Genomic DNA, 18,022 nt, shown 5'->3' with positions numbered 1-18,022 from the left:
CATGGCAACATCTTCTTTGAGTTCACTTGGACTGGGAAGTGATAGTGTTTTAAGTTACGATCTTATTGATAGTTTGCGTGCCGTTGATGAAGAGGGACAGTTAGACCCAATTGATGCAAAATTAGAAACCAATGCAACACAACAAACCGATTTAGAAACGCTGACAACACTCGCGTCAGCACTCGCAACATCCGCAGATGCTTTATCGGATGATACCTATTATTTGCAACGAACAACAACCGTTTCGAATGATGCTGTAACAGTAGCAGTCGATGGTGGTACCAACGTTCAAGATTTTACATTACATGTAGATCAACTCGCACAACAAGATATTTATCAAAGTACCGGCTTTAGCTCTGAAACGAGTGCTGTTACCACAGCATCGGATACGTTAACGATTGAAGTAAATGGCACGTCATACGCTTTAGCTGTCTCTTCTTCCACAACATTGAGTGACCTTGCCAGTATGATCAATGATAAGTTTGATGGCAGCATTACTGCATCTATTTTAAACACAGGTGGAACTACACCGTATAAACTTATTTTAAAATCAGATAACACCGGTGCAGATTATGCCATGACCCTTACATCCGCTAATTATGAGAGCGATCCCGCTTCAACCAATATTCTTAGTAGCTTAGGCTGGGATGACACCGACAACCATATTCAAACAGCCAAGGATGCAGAGTTTACCTATAATGGCATTAGCATCACCCGCTCCTCCAATACCATCGATGACCTCGTTACAGGTGCAACAATTACCCTCAACGAAGTTCAGGATACGGGAGATATAACTTCCGTTTCCATTGAGCAAGATTGGACAGATATCAAAACACAAATTAACTCTTTTGTCACAGCATTTAATAGCCTTCTTTCCAATCTTGATTCAGCAACCAGTTATAATCATGAAGAAGAGACGGCAGGTGTCTTTCAAGGGGTTAGCCAACTGACTGGATTTCTTTCCGATATGAAACGATCTATCTTATCCATTGATGGTGATGGACGTAGCCTTATCGATTACGGTCTTACCTTTGAAAATAGTACTCTTTCGTTTGATGAAGATACGTTTGATGAAAAGGTTGAAGACGATGCAACCGATGTGCAAGACTTTTTTATGGGTTCAACAACGCATGATACAACCACCTACACAGGCAGTAGTGTTGCTTCAGGCGCTTTGGATATTACATATAAGGGTCTGTATATCAACGAAACCAGTATTCGCTTTACCACGGATGCGGGCTCAACCGCGGAAGAAAATGCTTTGGCATTGCAACAAGCAATTAACAAAGCAGGTGTGGAGGGTGTTACAGCAGCTGTAGGATCTGATGGCAATATCATCTTAAAAAGTACAACAGGAGAAGATATTACCATTACAGGTGAATCCAGCGTGCTCTCTACCCTTGGACTAAAAGCAGCAACGATTTACGGTCACAGTACCGTCCAAAATGGGTTTTTTACCGATTTTAATGAAATGATAGAAAATTATTCTGACGACAGTACAGGCATTCTTGCAATCTATGCCGAATACCTTGATACGCAAGAGGAAACATTAACCGAAAACAGAGAAAAAACCGTTACCTCTTTAGATACAAAATATGAAATTATGGCAACAAAGTTTGCTGCGTATGACAGTATTATTAGTTCCATGACCACAGCATTTAACTCACTTTCAATGCTTATTGAGGAAGAAAGTAACAATTAATTTTAAAGGATTTTCGTATGTACACCAATTTAGCCTATTCAACCTATTCACAAAACAATATTGCTATAGAATCGCCTGAAAAGTTGATTAAAATGCTTTATGAGGGAATTTTACGTTTTGCATCTCAGGCTAAAAAAGCAATTGAGGATAAAAATATTGAAAAAAGAACCTACTGGATCAATCGCACTTCTGCTATTTTTGCAGAGCTGATTCACTCACTCAATTACGATGGAGGACAAGTGGCGTACTACCTACGGGGTCTTTACAGTTACCAACTTAAATTGCTCTCCGAAGCTAATTTAAAAAACGATACGGCAAAACTTGATGAAGTCATTAACGTTGCGCGCGGACTTTTAGAAGCGTGGAAGGATGAGACTGAAAATGAGTTGGAATAAAGCGTTCACCATTGCTATCATTGAAAAAAATCCAGAAAAGATGGGCAAACTTATTCAAGAAATGCCCGTCATCACCGATATTCAAGAGGCTAAGCAAGCCCAATCTTTAATTCAAGAAGCACTCAAAATTATGAAAGAAGAACAGGTAAAAACACGTGATTCTATGGAAAAAAATAAAAAAACACGTGCTTTTTTAATGTCTGCAAATTTAGGATCTTCCCCTAAGCGAGAGTACAGAGGGTAAATCTACCCTCCTCTTTTCAATCCTCAAAACATTTTTTCAGTAGCGTTGAACTTTCTGGCTTTGTCAGTAAGGAAACAACTACAGCGGTTAAAGCGGAGAGTGGCAATGCGACTATCATCGCATCGACAAAAATGATCTTTCCACTTAAAAGCGAATTCACCCCAAAAATCATTTTGCACAGACCCAACTCTTTTGCTTCTTGAAAATGAACAAACAAAAGCCAAAATGTTGTAATAACTGTGCCCACGACCATTGACGCAATCGCTCCTTTTTGTGTCATACGCTTCCAAAAAAGCCCACCAAAATAGGTCGGTAAAAAGATGCTCGCACACAGAGCAAAAAATATTGCAGTACTTCGTGCAATGATCGCGGGTTGCTTATCAAACAGATACGCCAATGAGACAGAGATCACGATCATGACAACAATGCCCGTGCGGGTGATCAGCAGTGAATTGGATGTGTGTTTTCCAGCAAGCTGCTCAAAGACATCGCGACCAATCGCCGTCCCCATTGCATGAAATTGGCTTGAGAGTGTACTCATAGCCGCAGAAATCAACGCAAACAAAAAGATAAATGAAAACCATTTTGGCATCGCAGCATTGATGAAATGCGGAATCACTTTGCTCACACCACCTGCACTTTGAAGCGCATTTTTGCCTTCATTAAACTCATAATACCAAACATTTGAAAGCGAACCCACGATAAAAACAATTCCTGTCATCGCAATAATAAAAACACCGCCGATCAAAACGGCACGGTTGAGCTCATTTTTACTCTTAACCGTCATAAAACGCACCACCAGTTGAGGTTGGGCTAAAACACCAATGCCAACGCCCATCGTAATGGTCGTGATCACAAATAGCCATCCCTCTGAGAGGAAAATAGGCATCTTATTCCAACCTTGAAATCCCCAATTCATAGAGAGTTTCATCATAAAATCAGGGCTTCCTGCTTTAAGATCTTTGAGGTTAGCATTTCCAAGCGATGCTACCGTTTCATTCCAGACTGTTTCCAGTTTCGAAAATCCTGCATCAACGCCACCCACAGCATCAAAAACCATCACCAAAAGAATCATCATCGCCACAAACATGATGACACCTTGCAAGGCATCGGTTAGCATCACCCCTTTTAATCCACCGGCTAAAACATAACCTGTGATGATGATTGAAAAGACTAAAAGCGCCATATGATAATCCACTTTAAAATACGCCACAATGAACTCCGTACCACCAATCAAAACGGCCGAAGCATACAATGGCATAAAAAATGCGATCAAAACACCACCAAAAATTTGAATAAACTTAGAATTAAAACGTCGTCCTAGTAATTCAGGAAAGGTGTGTGCATTAAGGCGAATGCCCATTTTGCGGGTAGGATTGCCCAAAAAGACAAAGGCGATAAAGACACCGATGAAGATGTTACAAAATGTAAGCCAAAGAAGCGAATTTCCAAGCCACGCCGCCACACCGCCAAATCCAACAATCGCCGCTGTGGAGATAAAGGTAGCGCCATAGCTCAGTGCCATCACAAACGGATGAGTATTGCCACCTGCGATGAGGTAATCTGCGGAGCTTTTTGTCTGTTTATAGCCCACAAAACCGAGATAGCCCAATACCGCAAGGTAAATAATGATGATGATGTTTTCAAGCATATTCATCATAAATCCTTATTAATTCGCGCTTCATCTTTTTCCCAAGATTTCGTGTTTAAGACCTTCTCCTCTTTGTCTTTATTCCAGTTAATCACACCGTAAACCACGCATAAAAGTGCACTCGCATTCATCAACCAAAATGCCGATCCAACGCCCAAATCAAATGTTCCCATGCCCACGTCTCCTTTTAAATGTTTCTCAAAGTAATATAAAACAGTTTAACGAAACGTTAGTTTTATTCTTAATTCATCCTAAAAAAATCATTTAGTTTCAAATTTGCTCACTTTACATGTAAGGATTTTGCCAAAGTATCTTAGATAAGTAATTTATAATCTTAGTTTCAATACCCTTTAAATTACAATGCAGAAGCGATGGAGCACAACGATATGAAACAGATTTTGATGGGGAATGAAGCGATTGCCTTGGGGCTGATTCATTCGGGTGTGGATATGCTCTCAGGCTATCCAGGTACACCTTCGAGTGAGATTTTGGGGAATTTTCAAAAATTTCGCGATAAATTTAAATTAGAAGCCTACGCGCAGTGGGCGACCAATGAAAAAGTGGGCTTTGAAGTCGCTTACGCAGGTGCCATTTCAGGCAAACGAACGTGTGCGACGATGAAGCAAGTGGGGCTTAATGTGGCAAGTGATCCGTTGATGAGCGCCTCGTACATCGGGCTTAAAGGTGCGATGCTGCTCATCTCCTGTGATGATCCGGGGTTTTACTCCTCTCAAACGGAGCAAGACAGCCGCAGTTTCGCCAAATTCGCGCGTATTCCTGTGCTTGATCCTTCAACGCCGCAAGAAGCGTACGACATGGTCAAACTGGGCATTGAATTCTCCCATCAATTTGAATCGATTGTCATGCTTCGCCCTGTCATGCGCGTCAGCCATGCCAGAGAGATTTGCGAGGTCGATGATAGTTTATATGTAAAGGCAAATCAAGGTAATTTTGAGCGCAATATTCCTCGTTGGGGTGCTGTGCCACCTGCGGGAAGATTTCGCCAAGGCTTAGAGCAGATCGACCGATTGGAAGCGATCAAGCTGTGGAACTGGGAACATCTTATCGAGCCTAAAACACACCTCTTAAAAGGCTCACGCGTGCTGTGCCTCACGAGTGGAACGGGCGATGGCTATGTCAAAGAAGCGGTCAGTGAGCTTGGCATCGACGCAGACATTTTAAAACTCGATATGCCCTACCCACTTCCCAAAGAAAACCTCGAAGCGCTTTTTGTGAAGTATGACAAAGTGATCGTCTTTGAAGAGAGTTTTCCCTGTATCGAAGAGCAGTTAAGCTCTCCAAAACTCTACGGCAAACTGACCAAACACGTGCATCTCATCGATGAATTTTCCAAAGACAAAGTGCTCTCAGCCTTTGCCAAAGCAGGTGTGATTGAACCAAACCATGCGTACCAAAGTGAAAAATACAATAAAGAACTCCCCAAACGCCCACCCAATATGTGCCCAGGCTGTCCGCACCGCGATGTGCATTATGCCATCACTAAAACCTTTAAAAAGAAAAAGTCCATCTACACGTCAGACATTGGCTGCTATACGCTTGGACTCAATCAAGCCGCGATTGATACCATTTTGTGTATGGGTGCCAGCATCTCGATGGCAAGTGGTTTTAGCATCTCCGATCCCGATAAAACCGTTGTGGCGACGATTGGTGATAGTACGTTTATGCACTCAGGTGTTGCACCACTCATTAACGCCGTGTATCAAAACCATAAATTTGTGCTGATCATTTTAGATAACTCCACCACCGCGATGACGGGTCGCCAAACCACGCCTGAGCGTACGAATCCGAACCAAATCGACATCAAACGTATCATCGAAGGCTGTGGTGTTGCATGTCACGAATACGTTTACGAGCAAGATTTGAACAAAACCGTTGACTTTATGAAATCGCTCCAAGAGGCATATAAAACCGCCACAGCTCCCGTTGTTGCCGTCGTGCGCGAATTTTGTGTGCTCGATAAAGAGAATGCCGTTGGTCGCCTTGGAAATGTCGTGGTCGAAGTCGATGAAGACAAATGTGTCGCCTGTGATTCGTGTATCACCAACTACAAATGCCCTCCAATGCACTATAACGATGCTGGCAAAATGGAGATCGATCCGTTTTTATGTGCGGGTTGTGGCTCATGCCTTGATGTCATCTGCCCAACCGATGCGTTTGTGAAAAAATAATTTCTGCCCGATAGGGCAAGCTTTAGTGCCACAGTGGCTAACGTAGATGCGGGAGCTTTGCTTTCGCATCGTATTAAAAATGGAGTAGTAGCAAGATGAAGTATCAAATCGTGATCGCAGGTATCGGCGGACAAGGTGCGGTCTTTTTGGTCAAAGTGCTCAGCATTGCCTCAGCGCTTGCCAATCAAAAATGTTTAGGAACGGAAAATCACGGTATGAGCCAACGTGGCGGTTCGGTTTCGTGTTACGTCAAAATCGGCGACTTTTATGCCCCTGCGATTGACGAGGGACAAGCCGATCTGCTCATCGCACTTGAGGGCAATGAAGCGCTTCGCAACATCCAATATTTGAGCAAAGACAGAGGTGTCATTGTCATGAATGCGCCGAAAAATTTCCCCAAAGTCGACTTTGAAACCCACAGCATCGACGCATTTAAAAAAGCGAAAGCCAAAGAATTTCCCATCGATGCTCTTAACGTCTACATGCTCGGTGTTACGCTCGCTTTAGATACGCATTTTCCCTTTACATGTAAAGAGATCGAAGAGGCGATCACTGCGATGAACGCGAAAGTGGCAGAGAAAAATATCGCTGTGCTTCATCAGGGCATGAACGACGCAAAGGCTGTGAAATGATCTGGTCAAAAGAGGAGACTTTTCCACGCCATAAACTGACCGAACTTCAAACCGTAAGGCTTCAAGACACCGTTGCGCGCGTCTATGCGCATGTGCCTTTTTACCAAAAAGAGTTTGAAGAACTTGGCATCACGCCTGCTGATATTACCTCCATTGATGACATTGCAAAATTGCCGTTCACCAAAAAACAAGACCTCCGAGACAACTACCCTTTTGGGCTTTTCGCGGTCAAAAAAGATGCGGTCGTGCGCATTCACAGCAGTAGCGGAACGACGGGCAAACCCACCGTTGTCGGGTACACCAAAGCCGATTTGGATACATGGAATGAAGTGATGGCACGCGTCTTTACAATGGCAGGCGTCACGAGTGAAGACACCTCGCACAATGCGTATGGCTACGGGCTTTTCACAGGCGGTCTTGGGCTTCACTACGGCGCTGAAACCGTCGGTGCGACCGTTGTACCAAGCAGTGGAGGTTTTACCTCACGCCAACTGATGCTGATGAAAGACTTTGAAGCAACCGTATTGACCTCTACACCCTCCTTCGCTTTGCATATGGCAGAAGCCGCGGTGGCAGAAGGATACGACATCCAAAAAGATTTCAAACTCAAATGCGGCATCTTTGGAGCCGAACCGACCAGTTTGGGGCTCAAAGAAGAAGTTGCACGCGTTTGGGGCATTCACTACTGCGAGATTTATGGGCTCTCCGAGATCATCGGACCGGGCGTTTCCTCTAACTGTTTTGAAAGCAAAGACCTGCACGTTTTTGAAGATCATTTCTACCCTGAGATCATCGACCCTAAAACCTTGGAAGTCCTGCCGTACGGCGAAAAAGGTGAATTGGTTATCACCAGCCTTACCAAACAAGCCTTTCCGATCATTCGCTACCGAACGGGTGACATCACCTCTTTGGATCGCACGCCGTGCAAGTGCGGCAGAACGCATGTGCGCATGAAAAGCGTAATGGGACGTGTCGATGATATGCTGATCGTCAACGGTGTCAATGTCTTCCCATCGCAAGTCGAGCACGTGCTCTCCAACATCGAAGGCATCACACTCAATTACCAAATCATCGCCGATAAAAAAGGCTACCTCGATAAACTGGAAATCATGGTTGAAGTCACCGAAGATATGCCACTGGATAGCATCGGACAACTCGAAGCCTTGAAAAAGAAAATCCAACATGAACTGCTCAATAACCTCTACATTAACGCCGAGATCAAACTCGTTGAGCCTCGAACTATAGAGCGCAGTGTCGGCAAAGCCGTCCGCGTCATCGACAAAAGGAGTCTGTAATGAAATGCAACATTAAACAATTAACGATTTTTCTAGAAAATAAGGCAGGCGAACTCTCGGTGCTGACCAACGTGCTTTCCAAAAATGGCATCTCGATCAAGTCGATTTTACTCGCGGATTCGACCGATTTTGGTTTGGTTCGCACCATCGTGGACAATCCTGAAAAAGCCAAAGCCGTACTTGAAGATGAAGGCTTTAGCGTGCGTTTCACCGACGTCTTTGGTGTAAAAATCGAAGATGTCGTGGGAAGTTTTGACAAAGCCGTCAGCGCGCTTTCACGTGCAGGCATTAACATTCTCTATACCTACAGTTTTTACGAAGCAAGCACAGGCATTTTTATTTTCAGTGTCGATAAAGAGCGATTTGACGACGCGATTGCCGCACTTCAAGCTCAAAATATTGAGATTGTTCAAGCCAAACATTTTTACATGTAAAAGTGAGACAGTGCAATGACATTCAGTAAAAACGAAAGTTTGTGTAAAGACGAACTTCAAGCGTGGCAGCTCAAACACCTCAAAGAGACCTTGCTTCGCGTCTATCATCTCGTGCCGTTTTACAAAAAAAAGTTTGATGAACATGGCGTTTTGCCGCAAGACATTAAAACCCTTGATGACATCGCCAAACTTCCTTTTACCAAAAAACACGACCTACGCGACAACTACCCTTTTGGCATGTTCTCGGTCGATATGGATCAAATCGTGCGTATTCACAGCTCCAGTGGAACCACAGGCAAACCCACCGTTGTAGGCTACACAGAGCACGATATGGACATCTGGGCGGAAGTGATGGGACGCGCTTTTACGATGGGTGGTGTCACGTGCCAAGACATCATGCAAAACTCCCACGGATACGGACTTTTCACAGGCGGTCTTGGCTTTCATAACGCCGCAGAACGCATGAAAATCGCCGTCATTCCAAGCTCCACAGGCTTTACCTCTCGTCAACTTTTACTTCTAAAAGACTTTGGCGCAACGGTTCTGACTGCCACACCTTCGTTTGCTTTACACATGGCAGAAGTGGCAAAGGCTGAGGGTTATGACATCCAAAAAGATTTCAAACTTAGAGTAGGATTTTTCGGAGCGGAGCCAACCAGTGAAGGGCTTAAAAATGAGATCGCCCATATTTGGGGCATTGATTACCACGAGATTTACGGTCTATCTGAGATCATCGGACCGGGTGTCGCGTGTAACTGCAAGCACTCAAACCTACTGCACATTCACGAAGATCACTTCTACCCTGAAATCATCGACCCCAAAACGGGCGAAGTCTTGCCTGAGGGCACACGCGGTGAGCTGGTCATCACAACGCTGACCAAACAAGGCTTGCCGATCATTCGCTACCGAACGGGCGACATTACGTCCTTAACACGCATTCCGTGTCGTTGTGGCAGAACCATCGGCAGAATCGAGAGCATCGTAGGACGCAGTGACGATATGCTTCTCATCAACGGCGTCAACGTCTTCCCATCGCAAATCGAACACGTCCTCTCCAAACAAGAAGGCATCACGCTCAACTACCAAATCATCGCCGATAAAAAAGGCTACCTCGATAAACTCGAGATCGATGTAGAACTCGACGAGCACTTAATCAGCGATGATGTGAGCTACCTCGGGAACCTCAAAAAAGAGCTTCAACACGCCCTTTTAAACAATCTCTACATCAACGTCGAAGTCAAACTCGTCGCACCCAAATCGCTTCAAAGAAGCGAGGGAAAAGCTACACGCGTGGTGGATAAACGAGCGAAATAATCGTTTACATGTAAAGTCCTTTGGCTTTACATGTAAAACGTTTTTAGTGCATTATGACTTGGCTTTTTTAAGCATCTTCACCGTCGTATCAATATATTCTATAAAGTCTTTTTCAACGCGTGAAAGTTCATTGTTGGTTTTTTCTTTATATTTTTCATATTCATCGCATGCTTTTTGAATGGCTTTGTCGTGACTGATTTTTCCTGCATTCTTAAGTATATCTTTACCTGTCATTTTCAAAAAATCATTTAACCTTTCTATCCAATCGCTCATGTACATGGGGCTTTTACCCATCGCTTGGATTTCGGCAAGTTCGATGTAAGCCGTTACCATACGGTTTAAAAGGTTGAGTTCATCTTCGTTAAGATAATTCTTGGCGACACTGATTTCTTGCCTTGTTGGATGTGTGCCTTTGAAATGAGTAAGCCCCATATGTGGCTTGGTGCTATCTGCCCTTTCATAGACAAGTTCAGCCGCCGTATTGCCGTGAACTGCCCAGTGCATTTTATTTTGTACCGTTTGAAAAAAGAGGATGCTTTGCTCAGCTTTTGGGTCATAGTCTATGCTCGTAGCATAAATATCAAGCACCTTGCGCCAAAAAATCTTCTCACTGCTTCGTATATCGCGGATGCGCGCTAAAAGCTCTTCAAAGTAGTTTCCACCACCTGCAAGCTTGAGGAGCTCATCATTCATCGTAAAGCCTTTGACGATGTACTCTTTGAGCCTCGCCGTTGCCCATTGGCGAAACTTCGTACCTTGCAACGACTTCACACGATAGCCTACGGAGATAATGACATCAAGATTAAAATATTTTGTATAAGAAATCTGTGTTTTGTTTTCTATCGCACCATGCTTAGTGGTATGTGCACAATGTGCACATACCACTGTCTCATCAAGTTCTCCCTCTTGAAAAATATTTTTGATGTGTTTGGATATAACTGTTCTATCTCTTTGAAATAGCTCCGCCATTTGCTCAATGTTGAGCCAAACCGTCTCATTTTCAAGCCTTGTTTCTATCTTTGTTTTGCCATCTTCGCTTTGGTAAATAAGGATATTGGAGGTTGGTGTGGTGTTGGTCATTTTATTGCCTGCCCTATTTTTCTCTATTAATTTATGCAAGATTGAGTGATACTTGTCTCACAAAATCTGCCCATGTTTTATAACAACGAACACTAGCCTCTGAAACTTTTGGTGCATTTGGAGTTACATCTAACTTAGCTTTTAACATCCACATCGTATTTGCTATAGTTGAAGCACATGGATAATCTTTATGATTTGGGATTAATTTTGCATCAAAAAATCCTTTAGAAAAATAAGAGTGTCCTCTTAATAAATTATCTTTCCAAAATCCTTCTTCTCTTTCATTTCTTGGTTGAATACGAGCAGATTCAAAATTAAAAGACCAAGCATTAAAATCTTGTCTCAATCTTTCAAGTAAATTTTCCGAAATAATAAAAAGATCTAAATCTGACTTTTCATTAAAATTTGTTCCAAGTTTTGAAGGTGCGAGAGATTGCCCAATACGACCACTTCCTGTCATGCTTATTTCTTTTGGATCAACATCTAATTTTACAGAAAGCCATGAACGAATTTCATCATATAATATAGGGGATTCTTTAAATGCATATGGAATACCTTCTGAAAGCCATAATCTAGCTATTGAATTTCTCGCCGTATTGCCTCCATTTTTTACAATAGCTTGAATCTTATGTGCTTCTGGATATTGTTCAGAAAAATCTTGAAATATCGATGGTACTTTAAATGGAATCATATCTATCCTTGATATTAAGTGTATCGTATCGTTTTAATATATATTTAGCTCTATGTTCAATTTGAATATTTCTATTTTTGGAAATATTTTTTGGTTCAGGATACTTTAAACGAGCAATTAAACCAGCAGATTCTTCCAATGTTAAATTATTTAAATTTAATTTCAATGATTTACATGCTTGCTTAAGTCCATGCATATTCCATCCAAAATATGCAATAGATAAGTATAAAGACAAAATTTCTTGTTTGGAAATATGTTTAGTCAGTTTATATGCTAAAAATATTTCTTCCAATTTTCGATGCAATGTTTTATCATACTTACCAGTTACTACTCGAACAAGTTGCATAGCGATAGTTGAACCACCTTCTCTTTTATTTAAGATTAGTGTTTTCCAAGAAGCTCTCAATAATGCAATAACATCTACTCCACTATGAAATTTAAATCGATGGTCTTCCCCCGCAATTAGTAATCGTAATAATTCGCTATTTTCAGGAACAATACATATATTCTCTTTAGATTTATTAATTTTGTCAAGTAGATTTTCCCATTTATTATGCAAACTCATATTTTCATGATCTCTTTCTCACTCAATTAAAATCCTACATTGGATAAATTCGCATAGTTTAACACATTCCCAATAAGCCTTTTATCAAAAGTACAAGCTATAATAGACAGAAGCTTTTCAAAGGACTTTCATGCTCAAAATCGCCGTTTCTGCCTGTTTACTCGGTGAGCCTATTCGTTATGATAAAACAGGTCAACGCGATCGTTTTATCACCGACAAGCTTGGCAAATACGCTTCGTTTGTGCCTTTTTGTCCTGAGCATTTGGCGTTTGGAACGCCGCGTGAGACCATACGGATTGTGCTTGAAAATGAGCGCAAAAAGGTCATCACCGTCTTTTCCAAAAACGATGTCACAGAGGCGATGAATGAGGCGGTGGAGCATGAACTGCATAAGATTCAAAACGAAGAGATTTGCGGCATCATCTTAAAGTCAAAGTCACCGAGTTGTGGGCTTGGGAGTACCAAGTATTACAACGGTGCGATGAGTGAAGGGAAAAAAGATGGGCTTTTTGCGCTTACATGTAAAGAACACTTTGTGGATTTCCCCATTGAGGAAGAGGCGCGTTTGATTGACCCTTGGCTGAGAGAAAACTTTGTGATGCAGCTCTTTGCTTACGAAGATGCCGTGCAACTTCAAAAGAACATCCAAACGATGCAAGAGCTTGTGAGTTTTCATACAGCGTATAAGTTTTTACTGCAAAGCAAACACGAAGGAAACTACCGCCTTTTGGGCAAAATCGTTGCCAATCATGAAAAAAATAGTTTGCAAGAGATTACACAAATGTACCTTGCGCTGTTTAAAAAAACGATTGCGTACAAAGACTCGATTGGTAAAACGGTGAATGTGCTTCAACACATGGTTGGCTTTTTCAAAAAAGAGCTGACCAGCAGTGAAAAAGCAGAATTACACATGCAAATCGAAGAGTTTCGCGATGAGATCATTCCGCTTATTGCGGTGATGAGCACCATCGAGTTTTTGGCTAAAAAGTACAACACAACCTACCTTTTGGGACAGAAGTTTTTGAACCCCTACCCTAAAGACCTCTCACTTCGTTCTATGATACAAGAAGGCACATAAGCATGAAAAAAGTCCTCTGGTTTAGACGCGATCTGCGTGTTCATGACTCGATGCTTTTAGCGATAGAGGGTGAGGTTTTACCCATTTTTATTTTCGATACGAACATTTTAAATGCTCTTGAGAAGAATGACAAAAGAGTCTCTTTTATTTTTGAGCAGGTGCTTAAACTCAAAACCGATCTTAAAGCACTGGGGCTTGACCTTGCGCTCTTTTACGGAACGCCTTTGGAAGTTTTTACCTGCCTCAAAACATTAGGGGTTAGTGAGGTTTATGCCAGTGTGGATTATGACAGCTATGCCAAAGAGCGTGATGCTAAAATCGCTGAGATGCTAAGCTTTCACTCTCTTAATGATTGCTACCTTTTTGAGCCAAACGAAGTCCTTAAAAAAGACGGCTCACCTTACCTTGTTTTCACCCCCTATTATCGTGCTTGTCAAGCGCTTTACACAAAATTTTACGCATTAGAATACAATAAAGCCGAACAAAGCCTTGTAAACTTTGACTGCAACGCGCTTTGGTGCATTCAAGATGGCGTAAAAACAGCTTTACATGTAAAGCTAGAAAGCATAGGGTTTGCGTCTTTACATGTAAACATTTTAAGTCCCGAAAAGGCGCTCGAAATCTTTACATGTAAAGTGGATGCGTATGCAGAAAAACGTGATTTTTTAGACGAAGATGCTACGTCACATTTGAGCGTTCATCTGCGGTTTGGAACGATTTCGATTCGTGAAGTCGTACGCTTTTTAGTGTATCTCAAACAACAAGGACACGCAACAGAGCCCTTTTTTAGACAGCTAATTTTTCGTGAATTTTATGCTTATTTGCTCTTTCATTTCCCCAAACTCGCATGGGAAAATTACAAATACGCTCCTCCCATTTCCAATGATGAAGATGCCTATACACGATTTATATCGGCGCAAACGGGCTATCCACTCATCGATGCGGCGGTTACTGAACTGCTGACAACAGGGTTGATGCACAACCGTGCTCGCATGGTGGTGGGGTCATTTTTTACGAAGCATTTAATGTTGCCATGGCAAAAAGGAGAGGCATTTTTTGCGAAATATCTTTTGGATTATGACGCGTCGGCAAACATCCTTTCTTGGCAATGGTGCGCAGGCACTGGCATCGATCCACAGCCCTATTTTCGTATCTTTAATCCTTATGCTCAGTCGTTAAAGTTTGATCGAGAAGCTGACTACATCAAGCGCTTTTTGCCACAACTTCACGATATTCCAGCTTCGTGTCTGCACAAAGAGACGTACTTGATGAGCCATGACATCACAGGCTATCCAAAGCCTCTCATTGGGCATGAAAGTGCGCGAAAACGGTTTTTAAGTGAGTTTTCGCGCACCCATTAAATGTGTTTACTAAGCATTACTCAAATCGTGTTAGACTATACTCAAAACAAAAGGAGTATCTTATGTTAAAAGAATTTTTACATGTAAGCTTAGGCGGAATGGTTGTACTGAAAGAAAAGATCGAAGAAGAGCTCAAGGTGCTTGAAGAAAAAGGCAAAATCAGCACGAGCGATGCGAAGAGTTTCATCGAGTCTATTAGCCAAAGAGGCAAAGATGAAGATGAGCGCGTTAAAGCGAAAATCAAAGAGATGATCAAAGAGGTGGTGGGTGAGTTAGGGCTTGCTACCAAAAGCGACATCGAGGAGCTTAAATCAAAACTCTCTTAGTTTATTGGCGTCTTTTCAACCCCAAAAGGGTTTATGATGTTTTTTATTTTTTACTGAGCGTTTATTTATTGCTCAAAAAAAAGGAGCGATTTCTCTTTTTAAAACCGCTCTCTCCTGTCAACTTACACCGTACTATTGTCAATTTGGGTGCTAGTTTTATTAAGCTAGCGCAAGTGCTAGCCACTCGGGCGGATTTTTTTAGCACGGAGTATTTGGATGAACTCAAATCACTGCATGACCAACTTCCACCCATGTCTGAGGCGCAGTTAAATGTAGTACTCTCTCGTGCGTTTACGCCCATGCCTTTTGAGCATTTTGACTCTATTCCTCTTGCTTCTGCGTCCATTGGTCAAGTGCATGAAGCGTGGATAGACGGCGTAAAAGTTGCTGTGAAGATTCGGCGTTTGGACATTGAAAAACGCGTCCGTGCCGATATTGTGATTATCTCGTTTTTCAACCGACTCTTTAGACCTCTATTTTCACACTACACGAAAAATTCTATTGAAGCGGTGATTGGTGAGTTTTCAAAGATGATTCTGCAAGAGGTCAATATGACCACCGAGCTTCACAACCTTCAAAAATTCTCTTCCGTGTACGCATCTTCAGGCATTTTATTTCCAACACCTTTTGTGGAGTATTGCAGTGAAGATGCGCTGGTCATGAGTTACGAAGAGGGTTTTCGCTTTGACGATAAAGAGCGTTTGAAAAAAGAAAATATTGATTTTAGAGCGATTATTGGCAAACTTATCTCTTTTTACACCGAGCAAATGCTCCTTCGTGGCTATTTCCATGCTGATCCACACCCTGGCAATCTGCTCATTACGCCCAAGGGAGAGCTTGTTTTACTTGATTTTGGTATGGTGAAATCCATCCCGAATCAGACCCGTATCGCCATTATTGAGCTTCTAAAAGCCGCTAATGAGAAAGATTATGAACTGTACATTAGTGCGAGTAAGCGCCTTGGAACCGTTGCGTATGAAGCGCCTGTGAGTGAATTGGCACTTTTAAGTGAGCGCATGTTTGAGATCTTTGGCAATGAAAATCTAAGCTCTGAGAGTATGCAAAAACTTGCCTTAGATGTACTAGGTTCCACCCGTGACCTGCCGTTTAAATTGCCACAAGAAGCCATTTATATTTTACGTGTAAGTGCGATTATTGAAGGATTGGGGACAACGTACATTGAAAATTTTAACGGCATTAAAGATATTTTGCCCATTTTGCAAGAGAATATTCCCAAAGCGCTCGGCATGGATGGGGGGATTTTGGAGAGCTTGATTAAAGAGTTTAAGTCACTTCCACTGACACTTCACCATCTCAAATCGTCTATTAAACAGATCAGCGATGGCGAGTTTAAGGTTGAACTCTCTCTTTCACAGTTAGAGTGGCTCAAAAAAGAGTTAAAACAGTACCTAAAACCCTTTATGTTGGGAATCATACTGCTACTCAGCGCGCTGTTTACGCTGATGTACGACCCCGCACTCAAAGAGGTCGCACTGGTTTTATTCACACTAGGATTAGCGCGAATTATTTTTTAAACTCTACAACTTCGTCAAAACTCAAGCGATGTTTGCCTCTTTGCTCTGCCGCACGGTACCCAAAAGGAATCACTAAAGCACTTTGGTACACAGAAGTATCAATGCCCAAAAGTGCATCGACTTTTTGGTACTCAAACCCTTCAATCGGACATGAATCAATACCGATGCTCGCAGCAGCCGTCATCATGTTTCCTGCCGCGATGTAGCACTGTTTTTCGCTCCACATCTCAATCGTATGGTCATCTCTGCCATCAACCCAACCGTGGTAAATACCAAGAAATCCTTTAAAGTCATTCTCAGCTAAACCCCAACGTTTGAGCTGTTTGATAGTATAAGCATCGCTACTTCGCACATCTTTGCGCGCTAGGATGATGAGAAGATCGCTGCACGTTGAGATCTGTTTTTGATTCCATGAGACGTTTTCGATCTCTTTTTTGAGCGCTTCATTTTGAACGACGACAAATTTCCACTGCTCAACCCCAAACGAACTAGGACTCAAACGCCCTGCTTCTAAAATAAATTCCAAATCTTCTGCGGGTATTTTTTTCTCAGTGAAAAGCTTGCATGCGTGACGAAAGTTCATTGCTTCTAAAAAAAGCTGTTTTTTATCCATCGGAAATCTCCTTGTAATTTTGGAGGATTATAATACAACTCGAACTCGCTTTGCGTTAAGCTAAATATGAAACTCATTTTGTTAAGAAATCTCTTAATAAAATGAAATAAAACACTATTACGTACAAAAAGTATTGTAAGAGAAATTAAAGTAAATTATTTCTATAATTGTCTTACGATTTAAAACAAAAGGATTACGAATGCAAAACGACTTTACCAAAGCGATGGACTTTCGCCACGCGTGCAAGATTTTTGATGAAACCAAAAAGATCAGCGAAGATCAAATGCACTTCATCCTAGAAGCCGGTCACAAATCGCCCTCTTCATTTGGCATGGAGCCGTGGAAGTTTTTGGTCATTACCAATGAAGCGCTTAAAGCCAAACTTCGCCCCGTCTGTTGGGATCAGCCCCAAGTAACGACTAGTTCGCATCTTGTGGTCATTTTAGCGGCGATTGACGCGGTTAAAGTCGAGAGTGGCATACCTATGAAGCGTTTTGCACGACGTGAAATGCCCCAAGAGAAAAAAGACTTTTATATCAATTTGTATGCCAATCACCTCAAAGAGACGCTTAGTTCAGATGCCAATGTTTATGCGTGGACAGCGCGTCAATGCTACATCGCGGCTGGCAACATGATGACCGCTGCGGCATATATTGGTATTGATTCATGCCCAATTGAAGGATTTGAAAAAGAGAAAGTTGAAGCGGTTTTAGAATTGGATACGAGCAAATACCAAGTGGCGATGGTACTTCCTTTTGGCTACCGTATCAACCCACAATCCACACAACTTCGTGTACCGTTTAATGAAGCGGTTGAGTTTATCAAATAAGACACTTTCAGAGCCTAGAAATTAGGCTCTTCCCTTTCACATTTCATTTTGAAATATTTTAGCCTTTACATGTAAAAAAATCGTACCA

19 protein-coding genes are annotated in these 18,022 nt (G+C 42.1%); 13 read left to right on the top strand and 6 right to left on the bottom strand.

Annotated features, from left to right (window positions below):
* The first annotated feature begins 1 nt into the window (after nt 1).
* Genes fliD through SMUL_RS06850 form a run of 3 tightly spaced genes read left to right on the top strand, consistent with a single transcriptional unit; the run spans nt 2 to nt 2,341 of the window.
* Nucleotides 2-1,702, top strand: coding sequence for a flagellar filament capping protein FliD (fliD, locus tag SMUL_RS06860; RefSeq protein WP_025344519.1), 1,701 nt, complete (start codon nt 2-4; stop codon nt 1,700-1,702).
* 17 nt (nt 1,703-1,719) lie between these two features.
* On the top strand, nt 1,720-2,097 hold the full coding sequence (gene fliS / locus SMUL_RS06855; RefSeq protein ID WP_025344518.1) for a flagellar export chaperone FliS: 378 nt from the start codon (nt 1,720-1,722) through the stop codon (nt 2,095-2,097).
* Nucleotides 2,084-2,341 (top strand): hypothetical protein, encoded by a 258-nt coding sequence (locus SMUL_RS06850; RefSeq protein ID WP_025344517.1) that lies wholly within the window; start codon nt 2,084-2,086, stop codon nt 2,339-2,341. Before fliS ends, SMUL_RS06850 begins: the two co-directional genes overlap by 14 nt.
* Before the next feature lie 16 nt (nt 2,342-2,357).
* Here the strand turns inward: SMUL_RS06850 and SMUL_RS06845 are convergent, their stop codons facing one another.
* Both SMUL_RS06845 and SMUL_RS17235 read right to left on the bottom strand, forming a co-directional pair.
* Nucleotides 2,358-3,998 carry a sodium:solute symporter family protein gene (locus SMUL_RS06845; RefSeq protein WP_038533145.1) on the bottom strand — a complete coding sequence of 547 codons (1,641 nt, stop codon included), beginning with the start codon at nt 3,996-3,998 and terminating at the stop codon, nt 2,358-2,360.
* Nucleotides 3,998-4,165 carry a symporter small accessory protein gene (locus SMUL_RS17235; protein ID WP_168156747.1) on the bottom strand — a complete coding sequence of 56 codons (168 nt, stop codon included), beginning with the start codon at nt 4,163-4,165 and terminating at the stop codon, nt 3,998-4,000. The genes SMUL_RS06845 and SMUL_RS17235 overlap by 1 nt, the downstream gene beginning before the upstream one ends.
* Nucleotides 4,166-4,378: 213 nt before the next feature.
* Here SMUL_RS17235 and SMUL_RS06840 point away from each other — a divergent pair, with 213 nt between their 5' ends.
* From SMUL_RS06840 to SMUL_RS06820, 5 genes are all read left to right on the top strand, one after another.
* Nucleotides 4,379-6,181: a thiamine pyrophosphate-dependent enzyme gene (locus tag SMUL_RS06840; RefSeq protein ID WP_025344515.1), complete on the top strand. Its 1,803-nt coding sequence runs from the start codon at nt 4,379-4,381 to the stop codon at nt 6,179-6,181.
* 95 nt (nt 6,182-6,276) lie between these two features.
* Entirely contained in the window at nt 6,277-6,813 is a 537-nt protein-coding gene (locus tag SMUL_RS06835) for a 2-oxoacid:acceptor oxidoreductase family protein (RefSeq protein WP_025344514.1), read from the top strand.
* Nucleotides 6,810-8,108: a phenylacetate--CoA ligase family protein gene (locus SMUL_RS06830; RefSeq protein WP_025344513.1), complete on the top strand. Its 1,299-nt coding sequence runs from the start codon at nt 6,810-6,812 to the stop codon at nt 8,106-8,108. The genes SMUL_RS06835 and SMUL_RS06830 overlap by 4 nt, the downstream gene beginning before the upstream one ends.
* Complete coding sequence (locus SMUL_RS06825; RefSeq protein ID WP_025344512.1) at nt 8,108-8,542, top strand: hypothetical protein; 435 nt, start codon at nt 8,108-8,110, stop codon at nt 8,540-8,542. The genes SMUL_RS06830 and SMUL_RS06825 overlap by 1 nt, the downstream gene beginning before the upstream one ends.
* A 15-nt stretch (nt 8,543-8,557) precedes the next feature.
* Entirely contained in the window at nt 8,558-9,856 is a 1,299-nt protein-coding gene (locus tag SMUL_RS06820) for a phenylacetate--CoA ligase family protein (protein WP_025344511.1), read from the top strand.
* 51 nt (nt 9,857-9,907) lie between these two features.
* Here SMUL_RS06820 and SMUL_RS06815 read toward each other — a convergent pair whose 3' ends face one another.
* From SMUL_RS06815 to SMUL_RS06805, 3 genes are read right to left on the bottom strand one after another with little or no spacing between them, the layout of a single operon-like run.
* The gene (locus SMUL_RS06815) at nt 9,908-10,936 is read right to left on the bottom strand and encodes a virulence RhuM family protein (RefSeq protein WP_025344510.1); all 1,029 of its coding nucleotides are present in this window, start codon (nt 10,934-10,936) and stop codon (nt 9,908-9,910) included.
* Between the two features lie 31 nt (nt 10,937-10,967).
* A complete protein-coding gene (locus tag SMUL_RS06810) occupies nt 10,968-11,627 on the bottom strand; it encodes a hypothetical protein (protein ID WP_025344509.1) in 660 nt (219 codons plus the stop codon).
* A complete protein-coding gene (locus SMUL_RS06805) occupies nt 11,614-12,192 on the bottom strand; it encodes a biosynthetic peptidoglycan transglycosylase (RefSeq protein WP_025344508.1) in 579 nt (192 codons plus the stop codon). Before SMUL_RS06805 ends, SMUL_RS06810 begins: the two co-directional genes overlap by 14 nt.
* A 130-nt stretch (nt 12,193-12,322) precedes the next feature.
* On the opposite strand from SMUL_RS06805, the gene SMUL_RS06800 reads away from it, so the two are divergent.
* From SMUL_RS06800 to SMUL_RS06785, 4 genes are all read left to right on the top strand, one after another.
* Nucleotides 12,323-13,270, top strand: coding sequence for a YbgA family protein (locus SMUL_RS06800; RefSeq protein ID WP_025344507.1), 948 nt, complete (start codon nt 12,323-12,325; stop codon nt 13,268-13,270).
* A 2-nt stretch (nt 13,271-13,272) separates the two neighbouring features.
* A complete protein-coding gene (locus SMUL_RS06795) occupies nt 13,273-14,631 on the top strand; it encodes a cryptochrome/photolyase family protein (protein WP_025344506.1) in 1,359 nt (452 codons plus the stop codon).
* Between the two features lie 62 nt (nt 14,632-14,693).
* A complete protein-coding gene (locus SMUL_RS06790) occupies nt 14,694-14,957 on the top strand; it encodes a hypothetical protein (RefSeq protein ID WP_025344505.1) in 264 nt (87 codons plus the stop codon).
* 251 nt (nt 14,958-15,208) lie between these two features.
* Nucleotides 15,209-16,492 carry an ABC1 kinase family protein gene (locus SMUL_RS06785; RefSeq protein WP_235674117.1) on the top strand — a complete coding sequence of 428 codons (1,284 nt, stop codon included), beginning with the start codon at nt 15,209-15,211 and terminating at the stop codon, nt 16,490-16,492.
* Here the strand turns inward: SMUL_RS06785 and SMUL_RS06780 are convergent.
* Nucleotides 16,482-17,105, bottom strand: coding sequence for an NAD(P)H-dependent oxidoreductase (locus SMUL_RS06780; RefSeq protein ID WP_025344503.1), 624 nt, complete (start codon nt 17,103-17,105; stop codon nt 16,482-16,484). The two genes, SMUL_RS06785 and SMUL_RS06780, sit on opposite strands and share 11 nt — an antisense overlap.
* A gap of 199 nt (nt 17,106-17,304) precedes the next feature.
* Between SMUL_RS06780 and SMUL_RS06775 the strand changes: the two genes are divergently transcribed.
* The gene (locus SMUL_RS06775) at nt 17,305-17,934 is read left to right on the top strand and encodes an NAD(P)H-dependent oxidoreductase (RefSeq protein WP_025344502.1); all 630 of its coding nucleotides are present in this window, start codon (nt 17,305-17,307) and stop codon (nt 17,932-17,934) included.
* The last annotated feature ends 88 nt before the right edge of the window (nt 17,935-18,022 follow it).

It is taken from the genome of Sulfurospirillum multivorans DSM 12446, assembly GCF_000568815.1.
GTDB lineage: Bacteria > Campylobacterota > Campylobacteria > Campylobacterales > Sulfurospirillaceae > Sulfurospirillum > Sulfurospirillum multivorans.
Note: the sequence above shows the minus strand (reverse complement) of the source record. Positions and strands in the feature narration are given on the sequence as shown.

Coding starts and splice junctions, on each gene's coding strand:
- fliD (WP_025344519.1), top strand. CDS start 2: ATGGCAACATCTTCTTTGAGTTCACTTGGACTGGGAAGTGATAGTGTT.
- fliS (WP_025344518.1), top strand. CDS start 1,720: ATGTACACCAATTTAGCCTATTCAACCTATTCACAAAACAATATTGCT.
- SMUL_RS06850 (WP_025344517.1), top strand. CDS start 2,084: ATGAGTTGGAATAAAGCGTTCACCATTGCTATCATTGAAAAAAATCCA.
- SMUL_RS06845 (WP_038533145.1), bottom strand. CDS start 3,998: ATGAATATGCTTGAAAACATCATCATCATTATTTACCTTGCGGTATTG.
- SMUL_RS17235 (WP_168156747.1), bottom strand. CDS start 4,165: ATGGGAACATTTGATTTGGGCGTTGGATCGGCATTTTGGTTGATGAAT.
- SMUL_RS06840 (WP_025344515.1), top strand. CDS start 4,379: ATGAAACAGATTTTGATGGGGAATGAAGCGATTGCCTTGGGGCTGATT.
- SMUL_RS06835 (WP_025344514.1), top strand. CDS start 6,277: ATGAAGTATCAAATCGTGATCGCAGGTATCGGCGGACAAGGTGCGGTC.
- SMUL_RS06830 (WP_025344513.1), top strand. CDS start 6,810: ATGATCTGGTCAAAAGAGGAGACTTTTCCACGCCATAAACTGACCGAA.
- SMUL_RS06825 (WP_025344512.1), top strand. CDS start 8,108: ATGAAATGCAACATTAAACAATTAACGATTTTTCTAGAAAATAAGGCA.
- SMUL_RS06820 (WP_025344511.1), top strand. CDS start 8,558: ATGACATTCAGTAAAAACGAAAGTTTGTGTAAAGACGAACTTCAAGCG.
- SMUL_RS06815 (WP_025344510.1), bottom strand. CDS start 10,936: ATGACCAACACCACACCAACCTCCAATATCCTTATTTACCAAAGCGAA.
- SMUL_RS06810 (WP_025344509.1), bottom strand. CDS start 11,627: ATGATTCCATTTAAAGTACCATCGATATTTCAAGATTTTTCTGAACAA.
- SMUL_RS06805 (WP_025344508.1), bottom strand. CDS start 12,192: ATGAGTTTGCATAATAAATGGGAAAATCTACTTGACAAAATTAATAAA.
- SMUL_RS06800 (WP_025344507.1), top strand. CDS start 12,323: ATGCTCAAAATCGCCGTTTCTGCCTGTTTACTCGGTGAGCCTATTCGT.
- SMUL_RS06795 (WP_025344506.1), top strand. CDS start 13,273: ATGAAAAAAGTCCTCTGGTTTAGACGCGATCTGCGTGTTCATGACTCG.
- SMUL_RS06790 (WP_025344505.1), top strand. CDS start 14,694: ATGTTAAAAGAATTTTTACATGTAAGCTTAGGCGGAATGGTTGTACTG.
- SMUL_RS06785 (WP_235674117.1), top strand. CDS start 15,209: ATGTCTGAGGCGCAGTTAAATGTAGTACTCTCTCGTGCGTTTACGCCC.
- SMUL_RS06780 (WP_025344503.1), bottom strand. CDS start 17,105: ATGGATAAAAAACAGCTTTTTTTAGAAGCAATGAACTTTCGTCACGCA.
- SMUL_RS06775 (WP_025344502.1), top strand. CDS start 17,305: ATGCAAAACGACTTTACCAAAGCGATGGACTTTCGCCACGCGTGCAAG.